Annotated in this window: 18 protein-coding genes and 1 pseudogene; 6 read left to right on the top strand and 13 right to left on the bottom strand. The window is 44.6% G+C overall.

The genetic code is table 11. The annotated features are described in order from the left end of the window. Nucleotides 1-130: 130 nt before the first annotated feature. Nucleotides 131-769: a 3'-5' exonuclease gene (locus VHA01S_RS11015; protein ID WP_023404453.1), complete on the bottom strand. Its 639-nt coding sequence runs from the start codon at nt 767-769 to the stop codon at nt 131-133. 2 nt (nt 770-771) lie between these two features. Then, nucleotides 772-2,582: pseudogene (locus tag VHA01S_RS11020) on the bottom strand (DUF294 nucleotidyltransferase-like domain-containing protein). 190 nt (nt 2,583-2,772) lie between these two features. On the opposite strand from VHA01S_RS11020, the gene VHA01S_RS11025 reads away from it, so the two are divergent. Further along, complete coding sequence (locus tag VHA01S_RS11025; protein WP_023404456.1) at nt 2,773-3,957, top strand: 3-phenylpropionate MFS transporter; 1,185 nt, start codon at nt 2,773-2,775, stop codon at nt 3,955-3,957. Nucleotides 3,958-4,081: 124 nt separating this feature from the next. After that, nucleotides 4,082-7,549 (top strand): PAS domain-containing hybrid sensor histidine kinase/response regulator, encoded by a 3,468-nt coding sequence (locus tag VHA01S_RS11030; protein ID WP_023404457.1) that lies wholly within the window; start codon nt 4,082-4,084, stop codon nt 7,547-7,549. Here the strand turns inward: VHA01S_RS11030 and VHA01S_RS11035 are convergent. From VHA01S_RS11035 to aspA, 7 genes are all read right to left on the bottom strand, one after another. After that, a complete protein-coding gene (locus tag VHA01S_RS11035; RefSeq protein WP_023404458.1) occupies nt 7,519-8,001 on the bottom strand; it encodes a hypothetical protein in 483 nt (160 codons plus the stop codon). The two genes, VHA01S_RS11030 and VHA01S_RS11035, sit on opposite strands and share 31 nt — an antisense overlap. Before the next feature lie 141 nt (nt 8,002-8,142). Continuing rightward, a complete protein-coding gene (locus VHA01S_RS11040; RefSeq protein ID WP_023404459.1) occupies nt 8,143-9,870 on the bottom strand; it encodes a sodium:solute symporter family protein in 1,728 nt (575 codons plus the stop codon). Between the two features lie 13 nt (nt 9,871-9,883). After that, on the bottom strand, nt 9,884-10,147 hold the full coding sequence (locus VHA01S_RS11045) for a DUF4212 domain-containing protein (protein ID WP_023404460.1): 264 nt from the start codon (nt 10,145-10,147) through the stop codon (nt 9,884-9,886). A 240-nt stretch (nt 10,148-10,387) separates the two neighbouring features. Further along, nucleotides 10,388-11,023: a response regulator transcription factor gene (locus VHA01S_RS11050; protein WP_023404461.1), complete on the bottom strand. Its 636-nt coding sequence runs from the start codon at nt 11,021-11,023 to the stop codon at nt 10,388-10,390. A gap of 188 nt (nt 11,024-11,211) precedes the next feature. Next, nucleotides 11,212-13,029: a protein-disulfide reductase DsbD gene (locus tag VHA01S_RS11055; protein WP_039970738.1), complete on the bottom strand. Its 1,818-nt coding sequence runs from the start codon at nt 13,027-13,029 to the stop codon at nt 11,212-11,214. A gap of 187 nt (nt 13,030-13,216) precedes the next feature. After that, entirely contained in the window at nt 13,217-14,527 is a 1,311-nt protein-coding gene (locus VHA01S_RS11060) for an anaerobic C4-dicarboxylate transporter (RefSeq protein ID WP_023404463.1), read from the bottom strand. Between the two features lie 159 nt (nt 14,528-14,686). Continuing rightward, nucleotides 14,687-16,123, bottom strand: a complete 1,437-nt coding sequence (gene aspA / locus VHA01S_RS11065; protein ID WP_023404464.1) for an aspartate ammonia-lyase — start codon at nt 16,121-16,123, stop codon at nt 14,687-14,689. A gap of 329 nt (nt 16,124-16,452) precedes the next feature. On the opposite strand from aspA, the gene VHA01S_RS11070 reads away from it, so the two are divergent. Further along, nucleotides 16,453-16,941 carry an FxsA family protein gene (locus VHA01S_RS11070; protein WP_023404465.1) on the top strand — a complete coding sequence of 163 codons (489 nt, stop codon included), beginning with the start codon at nt 16,453-16,455 and terminating at the stop codon, nt 16,939-16,941. 21 nt (nt 16,942-16,962) lie between these two features. Here the strand turns inward: VHA01S_RS11070 and VHA01S_RS11075 are convergent, their stop codons facing one another. The 3 genes from VHA01S_RS11075 to VHA01S_RS11085 form a co-directional block, all read right to left on the bottom strand. Next, the gene (locus VHA01S_RS11075) at nt 16,963-17,439 is read right to left on the bottom strand and encodes a tRNA (cytidine(34)-2'-O)-methyltransferase (RefSeq protein WP_023404466.1); all 477 of its coding nucleotides are present in this window, start codon (nt 17,437-17,439) and stop codon (nt 16,963-16,965) included. Between the two features lie 93 nt (nt 17,440-17,532). Beyond that, nucleotides 17,533-18,903, bottom strand: a complete 1,371-nt coding sequence (gene cpxA / locus VHA01S_RS11080; protein ID WP_023404467.1) for an envelope stress sensor histidine kinase CpxA — start codon at nt 18,901-18,903, stop codon at nt 17,533-17,535. Continuing rightward, nucleotides 18,900-19,586: a response regulator gene (locus VHA01S_RS11085; protein ID WP_023404468.1), complete on the bottom strand. Its 687-nt coding sequence runs from the start codon at nt 19,584-19,586 to the stop codon at nt 18,900-18,902. The genes cpxA and VHA01S_RS11085 overlap by 4 nt, the downstream gene beginning before the upstream one ends. A 182-nt stretch (nt 19,587-19,768) precedes the next feature. On the opposite strand from VHA01S_RS11085, the gene VHA01S_RS11090 reads away from it, so the two are divergent. Continuing rightward, on the top strand, nt 19,769-20,281 hold the full coding sequence (locus VHA01S_RS11090) for a Spy/CpxP family protein refolding chaperone (protein ID WP_023404469.1): 513 nt from the start codon (nt 19,769-19,771) through the stop codon (nt 20,279-20,281). A 65-nt stretch (nt 20,282-20,346) separates the two neighbouring features. Here VHA01S_RS11090 and VHA01S_RS18485 read toward each other — a convergent pair whose 3' ends face one another. Continuing rightward, nucleotides 20,347-20,499 carry a DUF5363 family protein gene (locus VHA01S_RS18485; protein ID WP_023404470.1) on the bottom strand — a complete coding sequence of 51 codons (153 nt, stop codon included), beginning with the start codon at nt 20,497-20,499 and terminating at the stop codon, nt 20,347-20,349. Between the two features lie 90 nt (nt 20,500-20,589). Between VHA01S_RS18485 and fieF the strand changes: the two genes are divergently transcribed. Continuing rightward, nucleotides 20,590-21,486: a CDF family cation-efflux transporter FieF gene (gene fieF / locus VHA01S_RS11095; RefSeq protein WP_039970742.1), complete on the top strand. Its 897-nt coding sequence runs from the start codon at nt 20,590-20,592 to the stop codon at nt 21,484-21,486. 261 nt (nt 21,487-21,747) lie between these two features. Continuing rightward, nucleotides 21,748-22,710 (top strand): 6-phosphofructokinase, encoded by a 963-nt coding sequence (pfkA, locus tag VHA01S_RS11100; protein ID WP_023404472.1) that lies wholly within the window; start codon nt 21,748-21,750, stop codon nt 22,708-22,710. Nucleotides 22,711-22,839: the final 129 nt, after the last annotated feature.

Consider the following 22,839-nt stretch of genomic DNA (forward strand, 5'->3'; position numbering starts at 1 on the left):
AGTGTGATTGGTATAAGTAATAGATATCACTTTCTATCACCTAGGCTATTTCCACAATTAGACTTTAGGATGAGATGGCCGTTATCACCGTGAAAATTAACCGTTATTTTGTAAGTTGAGAGGCTGATCTTTACTTGATATGAGGCATGTTGAGGCTAGGTAGATCACCTTTGGTGAGGCGCACAAAAACCAAGGCGGCGGTGATCGCATCTTGCAGTGCATTGTGATGATCTCGTATAGGCAATTCTAAATGACGGCAAATGGCTTCAAGGCTTAAATCGAAGTAGGCGTTTTGCAGGTGTCGTTCGAGCTTTTGTTGGTAGATGTGGCTGACTTCAATAATGTTGTTGGGCAACGGAAAGCCAAAATGCTTTTTAAACGCGATATCCAGAATGCGTTTATCGTAACGAATGTGATAGCCCACAATAGGGCGCTGGCCAATAAAATCGAGCAACTGCTGTAGCGCTTCTTTTTCGTCTAAGCCATCACCAAGGTCTTGGTGGCGTATTTGATGCACCTTTATTGAACTTTCGTCTAATGACTGCGGGGCTTTGAGTTTGATGTGTAAAGGGGCGCTAGTGATGACTCGATTATCAATGATCTTAGTGGCGGCAATAGTGACAAGCTCCGCTCGGGTGGGCTCTAAGCTGGTGGTCTCACAATCAATGGAGACATATTCGTTATTGTCACTATCGCTGTGTGCAAATAATGACTGAAAAGGGGAGCCTTGCAGTTTCCAATGCCAGTATTGTTTCAGTAAGCAGTTCATAATTAATCCCTTATCTGATAGTGGTAGCTAAGGAATTGCTTAAATTTTTTCACCACATGCAAGCTGTGCCTGAGCAGGTCTCGCTCGGTTCTATCTAAGGCGTTAAGGTCGAGGTTATTTGACGCATCTTGATGTGCCAGTTGTTGAGCTAGACGCAGTTTACAAAAGAGTTTTAGGGCTTCACTGAGGTTATCGGCAGTGTCACTTTCAAGGCAACCGAGTTGGTGCAGAGCTTGGATCCGGTCAAAGGTATTACGCTGACGAATATCATGTTCTAACGCTAGCGCTCGAATGCCATGCACAATAGAAAAAATGCCACCTTGCTTGATATCTAAGCCATCTTTGCGTGCTTTTACTTTGCCAAATAAGGTTAGTGGAACTGAGAATTGCAGTGCCGGTCTGACAAAGTCTGACAGGGTGAGCATTCGCCCTTTTAGGCTAGTATGTAAGGCGTCTAAAACTGGCTCAACAAGCTGTTTATTGCCTGCTACAGGCAGAGCATCGGAGAATATGGCAAGCTGCATCACCGAGTCGGCATTACTCATTGCTATCCATTGCGTTACTTTGTGTTGCCATTGGCTTTGGGTTGCCACCCAAAGCGGGTTATTCACCATGACTTGACCGGGGCACAGTGGGTAGCCAAGTTGTAATAAGGTTTCGGTGAGTTCATTCATTATCGATTGGCACTGCGGCCATTCATAACCCTCTTCTATAATCAGAGCATTGTCTTGATCAGTTTTTAGCACCTGTTCACCGCGCCCCTCAGAGCCTAATACCAGTAGACAGCAGTGAGGCTGAATTTCTTTAGGCACAATGAGCTGAAAGGCTTTCTCAATAATCTGCTCATTGAGTACTGAAATAAGCTCCATGATGAATCGAGTGCGTATGCCATTCACCAATAAGCTTTTTACAAAGTCATTTTGGCGTTGCGAAGTTTGCGCCAGCTCTGCGATGCTTTTTGCTCGGGCAATACTCAGGCTTAAAACGTGAGAGTGCGAAGAGAATGAGCTGAGTATTTGGGTTAAATCCAACATGCCAACCGCTTGTTTGTCTTTAACCACCATCACTCGCTTCATTTTGTGACGAGTCATGGTGAGCATAGCGTTAAATACAAAGTCACCTTGCTTGATTTCATAAACCGGGAAGGTAGAGATATCCGCCACCGGCGTGCTCATCGTTAGCTGTTGTAACACAACAGATTGGTGCGGGTAACTATGGCATACGGAGAGGCGCTAGGTGCTTGCTGCACGCGGGGATCGTCTGCGGCAAGTTCAACTAATGCGGCATCAATATCATCATTGTTGAGTAGCATCGTCGCCTGTTGGATACTGGTGTCTGGCGTTAAAATTAACGGAGGATGATAGATAGATTCATCCACTTTAGTCAGAATAAATTCGGCAAGGTTTTGCTGTTTTTTTGCTTCGGTAATGAGTTGTTGGCGCTTAGATAAACGGCTATCAAAATAGTCAGCAAAGGATTGGTTCTTGTTGAACAGCTCAAGAAAAACCTCACTGGGTAGTAGGTAACACAATACATCTTCGAGGGCGACGTATTGATGGCGAACTTTACCCTCGAACAGTGAGCGCACATCAAAGAGATCATCGTGCCCGTAGTGAGCAAACACTTCGCTTTGCTGCCTTTCTTCTACTGCGCCCTTAATTAGCACATATAAGTGGGTGCTGGATTGCCCGCTGTCTATCAAAATATCGCCAGCGCGAAAGTAGGCAATGTCTAACGAAGCCTTCAACTGCTTTATTTGCTGCGAGTTGAGGCGGTCAAAAGGGGGATGTTGGGTATTAAATTTCTCAGGCATGCAGACTTCATCCTTTGGCGACAAACCTTAATAGTGACTAGTGTGCCAAATTTTCCAATAAGCTCCAGACGACTTTGGTCTAATAGGAGATTGTCCTAATAGGGAAAAGGTGAAATAACAGTTATCCCTTTTTATTCCACAAGGTTCACTTCATAATTGCGCCCTAAATCAGTTTATTGTTGGATTATGAATGTTGAAGCCGTCACCTTATGCGTGGATTTCCCAGTATTTCTTGGGGTTCTTTTTTGCCTATGGCGTGTATCTGCCTTTTTGGGCGCTATGGTTTAAAGACCAAGGTATCTCTGCATCTGACATTGGCTTGTTGCTCGGTGTTGCTTTTGCTACGCGCTGTGTTGCCAACCTAGTGATTACGCCTCGTATCCATAAGGTTGAACATTTAATTCCGACCTTGCGTGTATTGAGTCTGGCCTCGCTGGCATTTATCGCCTTTCACTTTTTTACCGGTGGCAGTTTTTGGCTCATGGCGGTGGCGACCATTTTGTTTAACCTATGTTGCGGGCCGATAGTGCCGCTGTCTGATGCGATGGCGAATCACTATGCACGCTTAAAAATGCTCGACTATGGTCGAACTCGTCTGTGGGGTTCGATTGCCTTTATTGTCGGTTCGACGGTGGTGGGTTTTTTGGTGGCGCACTTTGGCGTAGATTTCATTGTGTATACCGCTTTAGCCGGGATCGCATTTTCTATCCTAGTGTCGATGCGTAATCCTACGCCGATGCCAGTGACACAAGGCAATACTGAATCGAAGCGACCAAAGCTGAGCCAGTTATTGCGTGAGTGGCCAGTGATTAAGTTCATTGCTTTGATTGCGCTGATTCAGGGCAGTCACGCTGCTTACTATGGATTTAGCTCTATTCACTGGAAAGAAGCCGGCTACACTGCTGACATTATTGGTTATCTGTGGAGCTTAGGCGTGATTGCCGAGGTAGCGATTTTTGCCTTTAGCAATCGTTGGTTTGGTAAGTGGTCACTGCGCGCTCTGTTTTTAGTCGCTTCGGCCGGTGTGATCGTGCGTTGGGGCTTAACCGCTTCGACCACTATGTTGTTTGCGCTAGTGTTAATACAACTACTCCACGGCATCACTTTTGCTTTGGCGCATATTGCCGCTATTCGTTATATCCAAAACTCGCCAACAAACAAAATGGTGGCGCTGCAGGCGTTATACAATGCGATTCCGCTTGGGGTGGTAATGGCTGCCATGACCGCCTTGAGTGGTTGGGGTTATGAGTTGTGGGGAGCGAATGTATTTTGGGCGATGTCGGCGATGGGGCTTCTGGCGATGTTCATCAAACTGGATGCACCAGCGAGCAATATTGAAGAAGTGAGCATTGAACCACAAAAACAAGCTAACTAACTGAACTATAAAGCGATCCTTGACTAGTCTTATAGCAATAAATCTACTTGCCGACGTTGTCGGTATTATTCAATGCAGTGGATTTGCTGATGAGATGAACGTTGATACGAGTTAAGGATGACTTATGCAAGGATGGGTGATTGTCCCCGCATCACTGCTTTATTTGGTGTTGCTCTTTTTAATCGCATGGTATGGGGATAAGCGACCACAATGGCTAGCCAATTGGCGTCCGTGGATTTATAGCCTGTCGATTGCGGTTTACTGCACCTCTTGGACCTTTTTTGGTACGGTAGGCCAAGCCGCCAATAACCCTTGGGCATTCCTGCCTGTTTATCTCGCTCCTATCATCGTCTTTGTGTTTTTCTGGCGCGTATTAGCGCGCATGATTTTGGTGGCAAAGCGAGAACACATCAGTTCCATTGCCGATTTTATCGCAGCTCGCTATGGCAAAGCGCAAGGCTTAGCCGTCTTTGTTACCTTGATTTCTGTAGTTGGTATCTTGCCTTATATCGCCTTACAAATGCGCGGTATTATGATGGGCATTGAGTTGGCAGTACCTGAAATACTGGGTGAAGACGGTGCGAATAAATTCTATGTTTCTTGGTTAATGGTGATTGCATTAGCTGCGTTTACTGCCTTGTTTGGTACGCGCCATATTGATAATACTGAGCATCACCGCGGCATGATGATGGCGATTGCGTTTGAGTCTATCGTCAAGTTAGTGGCTTTTTTGTTTGTCGGTTTGTTTGTGGTGATGGTGGTACTGCAACGCACAGACATTCAACTGTGGGAGGTGGCAAAGCAAACCTACGCTGCCCCCAATATTCCTACCTTATTGATTCACACCTTACTGACCATGATGGCGATTTTTTGTTTGCCTAGACAGTTTCATACCATGGTGGTGGAAAACGAAAGAGCGCACGATTTACACACCGCGCGCCGCGTATTTCCGGCTTACTTAGGTCTGATGGGCTTGTTTGTATTGCCGATTGCGTGGGTTGGCTCCAGTTTGTTGCCGGGCAGTTCAGCCGACAGTTATGTGATTAGTCTCCCCCTTGCCATGGGCGCAGATGGGGTGGCGTTACTGGCGTTTATTGGTGGTGTGTCGGCGGCCAGTGGCATGGTGATTGTATCGACTATTGCACTGGCGATTATGGTGTCTAATGATTTAGTCATGCCACTGCTATTGCGCAGAATGAAACTGTCGCAACATAACTTCCGCCATTTCTCTGGGCGCCTCTTGGTGATTCGCCGCATCTTGATTGTGCTACTGATTGTTGGGGCGTGGTTCTTTTATCAGGTGCTCGATAGCATTGGTAGTTTGTCGGCGATTGGCTTTCTCTCTTTTGCCGCCGTGACTCAATTTGCTCCGGCATTGCTCGGGGGTATGTATTGGCGACACGGCAATCGCAATGGTGTGTATGTGGGCCTAGTGGTGGGTTTTGTATTGTGGCTAGTAACGCTGATGAGCCAAACCGGTATTTTGGCCGGAGATGCACAAACCAATATCCTGATTTGGATTATTTCCCCGCCAGAGTTATTGGCGAATTTGCAGATCAAAAACTCCGATTGGGGCATGTTGCTCAGCATTAGCGCCAATAGTGCCTGCTATGTGTTGGTCTCGATATTAACCCGCTCAAACATTAGTGAGCGCTTACAATCGGCGGCTTTTGTCGGTTCGCCACTTCCCGAATCGGATAATACCAGCCTTTACCAAAGCCGAGTCACAGTGGCAGAGCTGGAGTTGGTGGCGTCCAAATTTGTTGGCAGACAAAGAGTGCGCAGTGCCTTTAACCAATTTTGGAGTCAACAAGAACAAGTGCTGATGCCGAATCAATACGCGCCTTCAACCTTGATACGACATACCGAGCGAGTATTGGCGGGCGTATTTGGTGCCTCTTCAGCAAAGTTAGTACTCACTTCTGCTTTGCAGGGTAAGAACATGCAGTTGGAAGAAGTGGCTACCATAGTGGATGAAGCCTCCGAGCTGTACGATTTTAGCCGTAGTTTATTGCAAGGAGCGATTGAACACATAGAACAAGGCATTGCGGTAGTGGATAAGCAGCTTAGGCTGGTGGCTTGGAATCAGCGCTATATTGAGCTGTTTGATTTTCCGGTGGGCTTGATTCAGGTAGGCAGACCGATTGCCGATATTATTCGCCATAACGCCGAACAAGGGCTTTGTGGCCCCGGTGATCCCGAGGTTCATGTGCAGCGCCGAATCGAGCACTTACAGCGCGGCAGCCACCATACCTCTTCTCGTCAAAGAGCCGATGGGCGAGTGATTGAAGTACAAGGCAACCCGATGCCAAGCGGCGGTTTTGCGATGAGCTTTAGCGATATTACTGTGTATCGTCAGGCGGAGCAGGCGTTAAAAGATGCCAATGTGACTCTTGAGGAAAGAGTGCAAGAGCGAACCTATGAGCTAGAGCAATTAAACCGTCAGTTGACGATTGCCACGCAACGCTCTGAGCAAGAGTCACAATCTAAATCTCGCTTTTTAGCCGCAGTGAGTCATGACTTGATGCAACCTCTTAATGCAGCGCGATTGTTTACCTCTTCATTATCAGAAATAGCCAAAGATGATGAAACTCAGCGCGTGGCTCGGCATATTGAAAGCGCCATGGAAGCGGCGGAAGAGCTGATTAGTGATTTATTGGATATCTCACGCTTAGAGTCGGGCAAGTTACCGACCAAAGTGCAGGCTTTTGCTTTGAGCGAAATGCTATTAAATCTAGACGCCGAATTTGGCGTGATTGCAGAACAGCAAGGCATCAATTTTAGAACCATTCCTACCCAACAATTTGTCGAGTCTGACCCTAAGTTACTGCGTCGAGTGCTACAAAATTTCTTAACTAATGCCTTTCGTTATAGTCCGCAAGGTAAAGTGCTATTGGGCGTACGACGAGAAGGTAACTCTCTTTCTATTCAAGTGTGGGACAACGGCGTTGGGGTTGAAGAAGACAAACAGCAACTGATATTTGAAGAGTTTACTCGCACCAATCAAATTCGCTCAGACAAAGGGTTGGGCTTAGGGCTTGCCATCTCGAAAGGGATTGCGCAGTTATTGGGGCATCGCATCTCATTGCGCTCTTGGCCGAGCAAAGGAAGTGTCTTCTCAGTGACGGTTCCTCTTGCAGAAAAAGCACTGTTATCCACGCCCTCATCCACACCTATTGCGCCGATAGCGACTCCTTTAAGCGGTTTGCGCGTGTTATGTGTTGATGATGAAACCTCGATATTGGAAGGCATGGAAAACCTATTACAGCGTTGGGGCTGTGATGTCAGGTTAGCCACTGATTTGCAGTTGAGTTTGCTTAGATTAGAGCATGATTGGCAACCGGATGTGATTTTATCAGATTATCGATTAGAAGATGGCAAGACAGGATTACAAGTGCTGCAACGTTTTCGTCAGCTATTAGGCGGCAGTTTTCATGGGGTGATCATCAGTGCTGATCGCACCCCAGATATTATTGAACAAGTGAAAAACGAAGGCTTTGATTTTCTGGCAAAACCGGTCAAGCCATTAAAACTTCGAACTCTTTTGAATAACGCTGAACGTTATTTGTCTTCGGTAAATAACGTTTCATAAACCACGAAGGTAGTGTCGGTTTCGCCAAAGTAATAGGTGTTATCAGCTTGAGCGACTACGCGCAGCTGTTTAGTGTCGAGATCACTTGCAGGCAATGAGACAGCCCAGTTGCGTTTATCTGCACTGGTAGCGGTCATGTTTATTGGTTTAGTATCGCCGTTTTCATCTAGTGAGACTTTTATGCCTTGCAGAGGAAATTTCGCTTTTAGAGTGAGATCTAAGGTATTTTCAGTGAGCTTTTCTGAACGAAATTGAATCTTGAATTCACCGTTTTCAAAGTCACATAGACCACTGGTGTAACGGCAATTTGATTTACTGATCAGCTTGTAGCTTTCGCCTTGTTTAGCCGCGTGAGGTTTCTCACTGACGGCCATATCGATGCCAAAATAGGTAATTACAGCCAAGATGGGTGCAACTATTAAAGCAACGATAAAGTGTTTGTTTTTGAACATTTTTGCATCCTAGCGTCAATGTAAAAGAGTTGGTATAAAGTATAGGGATGATATTGCATATCCATCTTCTTACCATACTCGACTTATGCTATTAAAAAAGCCCCCTAAGGGGCTTTTGTGGACTAGATTGGATAGAATCTATTAATGGTCTTGAGCAGAGCCAGCTCCTGCTGGAACTCGTACATGCTCTACAAGGTCTTTTACCTCTTGCGGTGTTTCTGCTGTAACTTTAGACACAGCAAATGCCACGATGAAGTTAAACAGTGCACCAATCGCACCGAATGCATTTGGTTCAATACCTAGGAACCAGTTGCTTCCCCAGCTTTGCAAGTAGGTCCAATCTGCGACAAACAAGATGCCTTTGTGTTGGAATACATAGAACAAAGTAATACTGATACCTGCGATCATCCCTGCAATCGCGCCTTCTTTGTTAATGCCTTTACTAAAGATACCCATCATCAAGGCCGGGAAGATGGAGGAGGCGGCGAGACCAAAGGCTAGGGCCACCGTCCCCGCAGCAAAGCCCGGTGGATTGAGTCCCAGATACCCCGCGACCCCAATTGCCACAGCCATGGCTATCCGACTGGAAAGTAACTCTTTTTTCTCCGATATGTTGGGGTTTATGACCCCTTTGATTAAGTCATGGGATATGGCGGAGGAGATGGCCAGTAGTAACCCCGCTGCGGTAGAAAGTGCCGCTGCCAGTCCACCCGCTGCCACTAAGGCAATCACCCAGTTCGGTAGTTTCGCAATTTCAGGGTTGGCCAATACCATGATGTCTCTATCTACTTTTAACTCATTAGTTTCAGCGCTAGAGGTGTACTGAATTTGTCCATCAGCGTTTTTATCATCAAAGCCAAGTAAGCCGGTTTTTTCCCAGTTTTTAAACCATGCAGGACGTTCGTCATACACCAAGTGTTGCCCAGATGCAGGATTAACCGTGTCCATTAGATTCAAGCGAGCCATTGCCGCAACAGCAGGTGCTGTAGTGTAAAGGATTGCGATAAAGACCAGAGCCCAACCGGCTGAGGTTCGTGCATCACGCACTTTTGGTACAGTGAAGAAACGAATAATTACGTGTGGCAGACCTGCGGTACCGATCATCAGTGACATGGTGTACACGAACATATTGAGCGTATCTCCCCGCACATGGGTCGTGTATTCACTGAAACCGAGTTCGGTCACCACTTGGTCAAGCCGATCCAGTAGATAGACATCGGTTCCGGTCATGGTGCTCCCTAAGCCAATTTGCGGAAGGGCGTGACCTGTGAGTTGAAGTGAAATAAATACTGCTGGAATAGTGTATGCAAGAATGAGGACGCAGTATTGAGCTATCTGAGTGTAAGTAATGCCTTTCATTCCACCCATAACGGCGTAGATGAATACGATACACATACCTATGCCAAGCCCGGTGGCATAATCCACTTCAAGGAAACGACCAAACGCAACACCAACGCCTTTCATCTGACCTATAACATAAGTGACCGAGGCGATGATAAGACAGGCAACCGCCACCACTCGTGCTGTTTTTGAGTAGAAGCGTTCGCCAACAAACTCAGGAACAGTGAATTTACCAAACTTACGTAGGTAAGGGGCTAATAATAAGGCCAGTAGTACATAACCGCCGGTCCAACCCATTAGGAATACAGAACCGCCGTATCCCATAAAGGCGATAAGCCCTGCCATTGAGATAAATGACGCGGCAGACATCCAGTCGGCAGCGGTTGCCATACCGTTTGCGATAGGGTGTACGCCACCACCCGCGACATAAAATTCCTTGGTCGTGCCTGCGCGCGCCCAGATTGCGATACCTATGTAGAGCAAGAATGTTGCCCCCACTACTAGGTAGGTAATTGTCTTAAGTTCCATCTTTAATTACTCCCTATTCTTCTACGTTAAATTCGCGGTCGATTCGACGCATTTTCCACGCATAGTAGAAAATAATGCCCAAGAAACAGTAGATGGAACCTTGTTGTGCAAACCAGAATCCGAGTTTGTAACCACCAAGTTGAAATTGATTGAGTTCGTCTACAAATAAAATACCGCAGCCAAATGACACAACAAACCAGATCACCATTAGGCTGACCATGAGTCGAACATTCTTGCTCCAGTAGGCTTTGGCTCGTTCTTCATTTTCAAACGCCATTGCCGTCTCCTTACGTATGTTTGTTAATAAAATGTTTCAAACATACGATAGCAGTGAGGTGTTAATAACTCATTTGAACTTTGGTCTTGAGTGCGAATGATTAAAAAGCGATAAAAATCAATGGTTTGTTTTGGTGTGCTAGGAAAGTGTGAACTGGGTTTTGCTGGATATTAGCCAAAGGTCTAATAAGGGGAGAGATTAGGAAACAGATTTATTTCCTAATCAAAGAGATATAAGCGCTTAGGATTCAATTTCAGATTGTTGTAATAAGATCACCGCTTGCGTGCGGTTAGTGACACCTAGTTTGCGAAAAATAGCCGTCATGTGGGCTTTGATTGTAGCAACGGATACATCGAGTTCGTAGGCAATTTGTTTATTGAGCAGACCGTCGGCAAGCATCGCCAATACTTTATATTGTTGTGGGGTAAGCGAAGCCAGTTTATCGGTAATATCACTATAACGTTCTGCTTGCTTTGCTAATCCTTCCGGGAAAAACTGATCGCCATTTAATACTTGATTTAGGGCACTGATCAGGCTGCGCATATCGCTAGATTTTGGGATGAAACCAAAGGCGCCGTGGCTTTTTACTTGGCTCACCACTGAAGGCTCTTCACTGGCCGATATGACTACCACTGCGATGTCTGGAAATTCACTGCGCAATTGCATTAAGCCAGACATGCCATTCGCGCCTGGCATTTTTAGGTCTAACAGAATCAGATCCACATCGTCTTGTTTACGCAGTATATCGAGCAGGCTATTGAGAGAGTCCGCTTCCAGAAGGTTTGCGCCACTAATAGCCATGTGTACCGACTGAAATAATGCATTTCGGAAGAGGGGATGATCGTCAGCAATAACAATCGTGTAAGTGGCATCCATATCACTTGTACTCATGTATAAAATGGGAGTCTTAGTGATTATTGATAGTTTTATATTGTTCAACAAGAATCGGTCATTAAAACTCTGGCTTACCTCTATATTTATTTGCTGTAGAAGTAACAACGCCCACTAAATTAGTTAGTGGGCGTCTCTTTTTGAGTGGGTAGTCCGTTTATAGACTAAAGCGTTTATAGATTAAAACGTTGCAGATGACTTAGGAAAGGTTCGGCCTTAACAAAACCGGTCAATCTAGCCGCTGGTAGGTGCTGACCTTGCGCATCCCAAAACTCGATAGTTGGCAAACCTAGCACGCGCATATGTTTTAATAGCTCGATGTCTTGCGGCTGATTTTTGGTGACATCGGCTTGCAGTAGTACAAATCCGCTGAGCTTTTGTTCCACATTTGCTTCGTGGAAAGTGTATTTTTCAAATTCTTTACAGGCCACACACCAATCTGCGTAGAAGTCGAATAATACAGGCTTACCCGCCAGTTTCGCCTTGGCTAATTCTTGTTGCAGGTCTTGAACTGTGGTGACGCGAATAAACTCAATTTGCGCTTTCGGCGCTTCAACTTGGCTCTCAAGCCCTAGCAGTTTGTTCCATACCGGTTGTGCTGAGCCAACTAAGCCAAGTACCGCAATAATGCCGATAAGGCTTTGCTTCCAACTGCCAAACGGTAGATGATTTTTAGAATGATACAGCCAAGCAAAGAAGCTAATACCTAAAATAGACCAAAGTGCTGTGATCCATTGTTCAGCTAAGATTCGCTCTAAGAAAAACAGTGGCGCGGCCAATAGCACAAAGCCAAATAGCACTTTAACTTTATCCATCCATAGACCAGCTTTTGGCAAGAAGCGATTGCCAAATACCGCCAGACCAATCAGAGGTATGCCCATACCTAATGCCAGCGCATACAAGGTGATGGCTCCGGTGAACAAATCGCCCGTTTGTGCCACATACAATAGCGCACCAGAAAGCGGGGCGGTGGTGCAAGGTGAGCACACTAAGCCGGATATTACGCCCATTGCAAATGCACCCAACCAACGTCCACCCGTTTGTTTATTGCTGATTTCGTTGAGCTTGGTTTGCAGGCTACTTGGTAGTTGCAGGTTGTATAAGCCGAACATAGATAACGACAGCAATACAAACAGCACACTAATGGTGACAAGCACCGCTGGGTGTTGCAATGCCGCTTGAAACTGCATGCCAGCGGAGGCGACGACCAGCCCGAGTAAGGTATAAGTTAGAGCCATCCCTTGTACGTAAACAAAAGACAACGACAGTGCTCTGGCAGGAGACAGTTTCCCGTTGCCTAATACGATACTGGTTAAAATTGGATACATAGGCAGTACGCACGGCGTAAAGGCCAAGCCAATGCCGAGCACTAAGAAGATAAGCGGCGTCCAGATTGAGTCGCCAAGCATTGCTGCCATATCACTTTCGCTTTTAGGCTGAGCATTTTGAGAGACGCTCTGTGATGTGGCTGTTGTATTTGTCGCTAGCTTAGAAGAGTCGAGTGTTGCGAGGTTATCGATAGTTTGCAGATCGATGACTTTAGTTTCTGGCGGGTAGCAAAAACCGGCTTTGGCACAGCCTTGATATTGCACTATGAGTTGTGAGTGTTCGCCTTGCCCAGTAATAGGCACAGTGATAGTGACAGGTTCTGTGTAGATATTGACTAAGCCAAAAAATTCATCTTGGTAAGGTGTGCCGTCTCGCAGTGATAGCTCACCTAAAGTGGCATTTTCTGCGCTGACATTAAATCGAGATTGATACAGGTAGTAACCATCAGTGACTTGCCAAGTTAACTTAACTTGATTGCCTTGCTGAATAAAATCGAACGGAAAGGCTTGATCAACTCGCACAAAGCTAGGTTGCCCAAAACTGGCTTGATCGAAGTTGTTAGCTGGCGCAGGACTTGATGGCGAGTTTGATTCGCTATTGAAAGCGGCCAAGGTTGTCTGCGAGAAACAAAGTAACAAGAGTGAGATAAAAACAGCGCGCATAGTATTTGTATCAATTAGGTTCAGATAACTAGTAGACCCGATAGTAGCGGATTAAGTTTCGTTCGCCTACTGACTATCATGCGCTTGTTATTTTTCTGCGTTGTTTGGCAGGCTTTTACAATTTGCTGAGTAGGATAAAAGAAAAAGGGGCACTTAAATGTACCCCTAAATAATCCCGCTAGAGAGGTTAGATAAGCAAGCTACCAAACATAAAGCCTAACGCAACTGAGGTTGAGATTGTCGCAACGCCTGGGATAAAGAATGGGTGGTTGAAGACGTACTTACCAATGCGTGTTGAGCCAGTATCATCCATTTCTACTGCAGCTAACAGTGTTGGGTAAGTCGGCAATACAAATAGCGCACTTACTGCAGCAAAAGAGGCCACTGCGGTGAGTGGTGCGACACCAATAGCCAATGCCGCTGGCATTAACGCCACTGTGGTGGCACCTTGTGAATACAACAACATAGACGCAAAGAACAATATTAGCGCTAGCATCCATGGGTGATCAGATAGGAGAGCACTAGAGAACTCTTTGATGTCATTTACGTGCGCATTAACAAAGGTCGAGCCAAGCCACGCAACACCCAATACACAAACACAAGCTGTCATACCTGAGCGGAAGGTGGCGGCCGCAGGAATCATTGCTGCATCAATTTTAGTGGTCAGTACGATGACGGCTGCAGCGCCTAGCATTACTGCCATAATGGCTTCGTTACGCCCGATGGCTGGATTTTCAATTAAGCCGACCGAGCCAGAAATTGCCGCCGCGTATGACACAACCAGCACGATAGCACCTAAGAAAATATAGGTGGCACGTTTTGCTGTTGGCAGGATCTCACGCTTATGCTCAGCGGTATTGAGCTTAATCAGCCCTTGTTCAAGACGCTCTTGATACACAGGGTCGTCTTTAAGCGGGCAACCAATAAAGTTTGCGACAAACGCACCTACCATACAGGCAATAAAAGTAGTAGGTATGCAAATGGCGAGCAAGGTTAGGTAGTGAACGCCTTGAGGTTCTAGCATGGTAGAGAAAGCCACCACAGCCGCTGAAATAGGTGAAGCTGTGATAGCAATTTGAGAGGCGACAACGGCAATTGAAAGTGGTCTTGAAGGGCGTATGCCTTGGCCTTTTGCTACTTCAGCAATAACAGGGAGTGTGGAGAATGCGGTATGTCCAGTACCTGCCATAACGGTCATTAGGAAGGTAACGATAGGAGCATAAAACGTAATGCGCTCTGGGTTTTTGCGTAAAAAGTTTTCTGCAATTTGTACTAACCAGTCCATACCACCGGCAACCTGCATAGCTGCAATGGCGGTAATCACCGACATGATAATTAAAATAACGTCGATAGGGATATAGCTTTGGCTGGTGGGAACACCTAGCCCGATGGACAGAGCAATGACACCTAAGCCACCAGCAAGGCCGATTCCAATTCCTCCAATTCTGGCACCTAGGTATATGAATACCAAGACGACCAGAAGTTCTACTATTAACATTGTTGTTTTCCTTTGAGTGAGTTGATTGTAAGAAAGAAAAGCCCAAAGTCGAAACTTTGAGCTCTAGAAATATGTATTTGAATTGTTGTAAGTATAGAAGTGAGTGTCATCTAGACAAGCATAGGCTCACTTCTATTCACGTTGAGTGATTGTTCGGTGCTAATCGAAGCGTTTTGCTCGATACTGTGGCGTCATTAGGTTCTCTACAGAGAAAATATCTTCCAGTTCAGCTTCGGTAAGCAGTCCTCGTTCCAGTACAACTTCACGGACGTTCTTGCCTGTTTCAGCACAGATTTTGCCGACAATATCCCCTTCATGGTGCCCAATGTATGGGTTTAGATAGGTCACAATACCGATTGAATTAAATACGTGGCTTTCACACACTTCTTTGTTCACGGTAATGCCGTCAATACACTTATCGCGTAGGTTCACGCAAGCATTGCTAAGAATATCTAAAGACTCAAACATACTTTGTGCGATAACAGGTTCCATCACGTTAAGTTGTAGCTGACCGCCTTCTGCTGCAAAAGAGATGGTGTTGTCGTTACCTAATACTTTAAAGCAAACTTGGTTAACCACTTCTGGTACAACTGGATTTACTTTGGCTGGCATAATTGAAGAACCGGCTTGCAGCTCAGGTAAGTTGATTTCGTTTAGACCTGCGCGAGGGCCAGATGACAGTAAGCGTAAGTCATTACAGATTTTCGATAGTTTTACTGCTAGGCGTTTAAGTGCGCCGTGCATCATTACGTAAGCACCACAGTCGGATGTGGCTTCAATTAAATCTTCTGCAGGTACACAGTCTAGGCCAGTAACATCAGCCAATGCTTGTACAGCAAGCTCTTGATAGCCTTCAGCCGCGTTTAAGCCGGTGCCGATAGCGGTTGCGCCTAAGTTTACTTCTAACAATAATTTTGCGGTATATTGCAGGTTACGAATTTCTTCTGAAAGCGTCACAGACCAAGCTCTAAACTCTTGCCCTACTGTCATAGGCACAGCGTCTTGTAGCTGGGTGCGGCCCATTTTTAGAATGCTATTGAACTCGGTGCTTTTAGCGTCAAATGCCCCTTTAAGGTACTCAATAGAGGTAATGAGCTTGATAACACTGTTGTACACCGCAATACGGAAGCCCGTAGGGTATGAACAGTTGGTGGATTGACTTTTATTGACGTCATCATTTGGGTTGATGATGTCGTATTGACCTTTTTCTTTACCCATCAATTCCAATGCTAGGTTGGCAATTACTTCATTGGCATTCATATTTACCGAAGTGCCCGCACCGCCTTGGAATACATCGGAAGGGAATTGATCCATACAGCGCCCTGTATCAAGAATCACATCACAGGCTTTAATGATGTATTCCGCCACTTCAGGTTTAAGTACGCTAAGTTTATTGTTGGCGATAGCTGCCGCTTTTTTCGTCATGACCATACCACGAACAAACTCGGGTACATCAGAGATGGTCATACTAGAAATATTAAAGTTTTCAATCGCACGTAAAGTATGGATGCCATAATAAGCCTCGGCAGGAACATGACGTTGGCCAAGGAGATCTTCTTCTATACGAGTTGCTGACTGAGTAGGAGTTGTCGTCATAGCATGGACCTTTATTTTTCTTAGTGATATTGAATGTTTGATAGCGCGATTAGGGTGCGCTAAACAATAAGTGATGAGTCCATTCGGCAGTTTATTTTGGTGTAAAAATCAGACTAGATTTTGTGAAGCTCAATAATACTAAACTGTGTCTAAAAAACTCATGAATGGATCACCTTTGGCACCTAAAAATAGACAAGTTTATTAGAGATTGTGAGTGAAATGCTCTAGGAGTGAGGTGACTCACATATGAGATGTGCTCAGCGTTATATAACAATTGAGCTTACCCCCTTTTTGAGCTTAAACTGAGCACCTAATTTTGAGGAGGATACGTGTTTCCTATTTTATTGTTGTTATTTATATTGGTGCCAATAGTGGAAATTGGCCTATTTATTCAAGTAGGTGGATTTCTTGGTGTTTGGACGACAATATTCCTTGTCATCTTTACTGCTTTGATTGGTGCTTCTTTGGTGCGGAGTCAAGGTATTGCGACTTTGCTTTCGGTGCAATCGCGTTTACAACAAGGTGAACTACCTGCTCAGCAAATCGTTGAAGGTGTAATGTTAGCGGTCGCAGGTGTGCTTTTACTGACGCCTGGATTTATGACCGATACCTTAGGGATGATCGTTCTATTACCTAAACCAAGAGCCATTATTGCTAAGCAATTAATGAAAAGAGTGCAAGTCAATGGCATGCATTCTGGTTTTCATACTAACGCCGGACAGGGCAATCCATTTCAAAACCAAGATAAAGGTGACGGAAATGTGTTTGAGGGCGAGTTTGAGAAAAAAGACGACCAAGATAAAGATCGTCTAAATTAATGCTTTTTAAGGAGGCGCTGTTTATTCAGCGCCGCCAAAGTCCATTTGACGCCATGCTTCAAAAGCAATAATGGCAACCGCATTGGATAAGTTGAGTGAACGGCTATCTGCCATCATAGGAATGCGAATGCGCTGTTCCATCGGCATAGACTCAATTAACTCAGCAGGAAGTCCGCGAGTTTCTGGTCCAAATAACAGTACATCACCTGCTTGATACTGAGGGTCGATATGATGACCTATGGTTTTAGTCGTACAGGCAAAAATTCGGTAATCCCCATCTCTTTCATTTAAAAAATCGATAAAAGCTTGATAGTTCTTGTGGCGAGTAACGCGTGCAAGATCGTGGTAATCAAGGCCAGCACGTCTTACTTTCTTCTCTTCTAAATCAAAACCTAAAGGTTCAATTAGGTGCAAGTTGGCACCACAATTGGCACTCAGTCGAATGATGTTACCTGTGTTAGGCGCAATTTCTGGTTCGTATAAAGCGATATCAAACATAAGTGGTCACGTAGTTAAAATATATTGGGGCAGTATATACCCAAATCGGCTTTGGGTGCACCGCCTCCAATCGTCACTTATTTTGTTGCGCTGTTATGTTTGAATAGGTAGGTGTACCGTCATTTTGAGTCCACCTAAGGTTGAGCCTTTGCTAGCTTCAATCATACCGTTGTGTTGTAAAATAGCATTTTCAGTGATTGCTAAGCCTAAGCCCGTGCCACCGCTGTCTCTATCTCGCGCGGTAGAAACGCGATAGAAAGGACGGAATATGCTTTCTAGCTCATCGTTTGGTACACCGGGGCCGTCATCTTCAACGATAAAGGTCACTTGGTCAGCGGTCACTGAAAACAATACGCTCACTTGTGAGTGACCATAACGAATCGCGTTACGTACTATGTTTTCAAAGGCGCTGGTTAATAGCTTTTTATTGCCAACTAAAAATACTTCCGGCACTGCTTCAAAGGTCAGGTTAATTTGGTTTTGTTCTGCCTCAAATTGCGCATCAGATAAAATATCATCCCACAGTGAGGGCGCATCAATGCGAATACGGTTGTGGTGACTGTCAATTTGCATGCGGGATAAGTCCAAAAGATCTTTGATCATTTGTTCTAATCTTTCGGCTTCTGTTTCAATACGCTCCAGCTCTTTTGATGTGCCTTGTTTTCGGGTGGCTAGCGCATTCGCCATTCGCAGACGAGTTAATGGTGAGCGCAGTTCATGTGAGATATCCGAAAGTAACTTTTGTTGACCAGAAACCATTTGGTTGATGGATAGCACCATCTGATTAAAGCTGGCCCCAGTTTGTTTAAATTCGTTAGTTCCTTGCTCAAGGCTAGGGTCAACTTCAAATTCACCATGTGTCACGCGTTTGGCGGCATGTTCTAGTCGGCGAGCAGGTCGGCTTAAACTCCATGCGCTGAGCAGCAGTAACGGAGTACTGATGATCATAATAAATAGCATTAATTTAAACGGTGCATCTAACAGCAGATATAAGAGGGGAGGCGATCGTTTAGCGGTAAAGCCGGCGTAGATTCGATAATTTTCACCATTTACAAAAATAGGGAAAGGCCCTGCCACCATATAGCGTCCATATAACTTTTGACTGGGTTCTTGGGTATTACTGTATTCTGCCGCCATCGCTTGCAGAGCTTGGCGTTTAGCACCGTGTTCTCTGCTGATTAAACTCCCCTCAGAATTGACCAGATACAAACGAAAATCTTTGCTACCAAAGCGGCGACGTTCTAGTGTTTTCAGGGCGCGGGAAGGGCTAGAGCTGTGGTTTAATTCCAACTCTACAGTATTGACCAGATGAGTGATTTTATGCAGCGCAGAGCTATTGATGGAGTGCGATTTACGTGGGTCAAGTTTTTGTAAGCCAAGTACTGCTAGTAGCACCATTAAAATGGTGAACCAAAAAATGGCAAAGATGCGCCCATAAAAGCTGTTGAATTTAGGCAACTTCATTTGCTGGTCTCGACAAACAGATAGCCTTTGCCACGCAGTGTTTTGATGCGCGGTTTACCATCTTCTCTTTCAGGCAGCTTTTTACGTAAATTAGAGACGTGCATATCCACCGCTCTATCAAATGCGGCAAGGCGTTTACCGAGTACTTCGACACTGATGCTCTCTTTGGTGAGAACGGTTCCAGGGTGACGTAAGAACAGCTCTAATAATGCAAATTCTGTGCTAGTGAGATCAAGTAACTTATCTTGGCAGTAAGCTTCTTGAGCACCGATATTCAGCTCAATATCGTTGGTGTTGTCATCGTCTGTTTGCGCGGATGTAGTGCCTTGAGTGCGGCGTAAAATCGCTCTGATGCGAGCCAATAATTCTCGGTCACTAAATGGTTTCGGTAAAAAGTCATCAGCGCCAAGTTCTAAACCTATCACTCGATCGACTTCTTCCCCTTTGGCGGTCAGAAATAAAACTGGTGTCTGCCATTTTTCACGCAGGTGTTTGAGCATTTCCATGCCACTCATTTTAGGCATCATGATATCAAGCAGTATGAGATCAATACTGTCATTGATAGCCGCTAGTCCTTCTAAGCCGTTGTTGGCTTGGGAAACCGTAAACCCTTCATAGGTCAATATATCTTCCAACAGAGCGGTTAGTTCGGTGTCGTCATCGACTAGTAAAATGTGTGGCATAAAATTCAATCTCACTGTGCTGGATATCTGTTGATGCATAGATTGTACGAGCATTGTAAAGGAGGGTGGAAGTGATTTACTTATCTTTACGTTTTGCATACCGCACTTTACAAACAGACTATTATTCTAAAGTCATCTACTAAAAACAGTAGTGAATAATTTTAATTATCGAGGTAGATCTCATGACAATGAATAAAAAATGGTTAGCGGTAGCAATGATGGTTCCTTTGGCATTTGCGAGCACTGCTGTACTGGCTAACGGTAAAAAAGGTGGCGATAAAGGCGCTAAAGAGTGTAGCGGTCAAATGCACGGTAAAAACATGTTTCGTGGACTTGATTTAACCGATGCACAAAAAACAGAGCTAAAAACCATTCGTGATGAAGTGCGTGCCTCGAAACAAGCCCAAGGTGAGAGCAAGCATGAGCAAATGAAAGCGATGAAAGACCAAGAGCAACAATTGGTTCTTGCCGCTGATTTTGACGAAGCAAAAGCCAAAGAGCTAGCGTCTTCAATGGTGGCTGAGCGTACGGCAATGAAAGTAGAAAAAATGCGCACTACGCACCGCATGATGAGTGTTCTTACTGCTGAGCAAAAGCAACAGCTAGTAGAGAAGAGAGCAGAAAAAGCACAAAAATGTGAACAAAAAATGCAAAAGAGAATGGAAAAGAAAATGGCTAACAAAGACAGCCAATAAGCGAATGATGAGATAGCCTAGATTATCTTAAGCACATAGATTTTCTGAGTATAAAAACGCAGCCGTTATTGGCTGCGTTTTTTGTTGTTATTTTCGGCTTTATTTGTTGTAGGATCTTGACGATAAGGTACACAGCTACGCTTATGTTCAGGGGTGAGACCTAGGTTTTCACACCATGCATCGTATTGTTTTATTAGATTAAGTAACCACTTCTTCATATTTTCTACCTCTGACTTATCCACTCTCTGGGATTACATCGATGTTATATTTCGGTGTATACTTTGCATAAATTTACTGCAATAAAGATTATGAACTCAAGATATAAAAAATTAGTGACTATTGCTGCGTGGTCAGCCACATTGGTTGCAACTTTATTATTAATAGTAAAGATAGCAATTTGGTGGGTAACAGGCTCTGTGAGTTTATTGGCTTCAGTGGTGGATTCGTTACTTGATATCGCCGCTTCTTCAATCAATTTAGTGGTATTAAAGTATGCCCTGCAACCTGCCGATGATGAGCATACATTTGGCCATGGTAAGGCTGAGTCGTTAGCCGCGCTAGCGCAATCTATGTTTATATCAGGTTCAGCATTTTTCTTGATTTTGAGTGGTTTTGAACGTTTTTTCCGTCCAGAAGCACTCAATCAACCTGAGTTAGGCATTTATGTTAGTTTGTTTGCCATGCTCATAACCTTTGGTCTGGTTACTTTTCAAAAGTACGTAGTGCGTCAAACAGGTAGCCAAGCCATCGCAGCAGACTCTCTGCATTATCAAACTGACCTTTATATGAATGGCGCAATTTTAGTGGCATTGATATTGAGCATGTATGGATTTACTCAAGCGGATGCTATTTTTGCAATAGGTATTGGTGTATTCATCTTAATAAGTGCTTTTAAAATGATCGTCGAGGCAGTGCAGTCATTGTTGGACCGCCAGTTGCCAGATTCAGAGCTACTTGAGATTACAGAAATCGCCAGTTCAGTTGATAGAGTTTATGGTATCCATGACCTAAGAACACGTCAGTCCGGACCTACTCGTTTTATACAGTTACATCTAGAACTTGATGATCAGCTTCCTTTAATAGATGCTCATAACATTGCTGATGAAGTAGAAGATAAACTAAGACAGCATTTTGAAGGTTGTGATGTACTTATTCATCAAGATCCACTTTCAGTGATTGCTAAATACGAGGCGCAGGACAAATAACAGGGTTAACCTGCAATGAATTGTTTATGAAATTTAGCTAAAATTAGCTATCTTGAAGGGTGAAAGTTAAGTTTTCGGATTCTGATTTGAATCAACCTTAACTTTGCAGGAAACTGTAATACTCTAATTAAGAGAAAGATTTGTAGTTTTGCTCAATACAGCCAGAAGGGGGCTTGAGCGAGACTGATAGAATTCTTGCCGATGACAAGGCACTTAAAATTAAAATATAAATTAGATCTATCCCAATAATTGAGGGGCAACATGATTAAAAAAATTGGTGTACTAACAAGTGGTGGTGACGCACCAGGTATGAATGCTGCGGTACGAGGGGTTGTGCGTACAGCGTTGTCAAAAGGTGTTGAGGTTTATGGCATCTATGATGGCTACCAAGGCTTGTATGAAAACCGCATCGAAAAATTAGATCGTTCGAGTGTATCGGATGTGATTAATAAAGGCGGTACATTCCTAGGTTCAGCTCGTTTTCCTGAGTTTAAAGACGAAGAAGTGCGTGCTAAAGCTATCGAAAACCTAAAAGAACACGGCATCGAAGCTCTAGTGGTTGTTGGTGGTGATGGTTCTTACATGGGGGCGAAGAAGCTTACTGAAATGGGCTACCCATGTATCGGTCTGCCGGGCACTATCGATAATGATATTGCTGGTACAGACTATACCATTGGTTACTTAACGGCGCTTAATACCGTTATCGATGCCATTGACCGTTTACGTGATACCTCATCTTCTCACCAACGTATCTCTATCGTTGAAATCATGGGTCGTCACTGTGGTGACCTTACTCTAATGTCTGCTATTGCGGGTGGTTGTGAATACATCATCACTCCTGAGCGTCAATGGAGTAAAGAAGAGCTGATTGCTAACATTGAAGAAGGCATCAAAAAAGGCAAGAAGCACGCAATCATTGCTTTGACTGAATTGATGTTTGATGCCAATGATTTGGCAAAAGATATTGAAGCGGCGACTGGACGTGAGACTCGTGCTACTGTTCTTGGTCACATCCAACGTGGTGGTCGTCCTACGGCATTTGACCGCATCTTGGCCTCTCGCATGGGTAACTACGCTGTACACCTTCTTCTAGAAGGTCATGGTGGACGTTGTGTGGGTATTCAAAAAGAAGAGTTAGTTCATCATGATATTATCGATGCAATTGAAAATATGCGTCGTCCGGTTCGTAATGATCTATACACGGTTGCGGATGAGCTTTTCTAAGCTAACCACATAGAAATTATTTAGTGAAAAACGCTGCCTTTGGTAGCGTTTTTTTTGTTTTGTATGGTACAAAAATGAAAAAGGCCAGCCGAAGCTGACCTTTGTACTTTTGCCAATTAAGACTGCCAA

It is taken from the genome of Vibrio halioticoli NBRC 102217, from assembly GCF_000496695.1.
Taxonomy (GTDB): Bacteria; Pseudomonadota; Gammaproteobacteria; order Enterobacterales; family Vibrionaceae; genus Vibrio; species Vibrio halioticoli.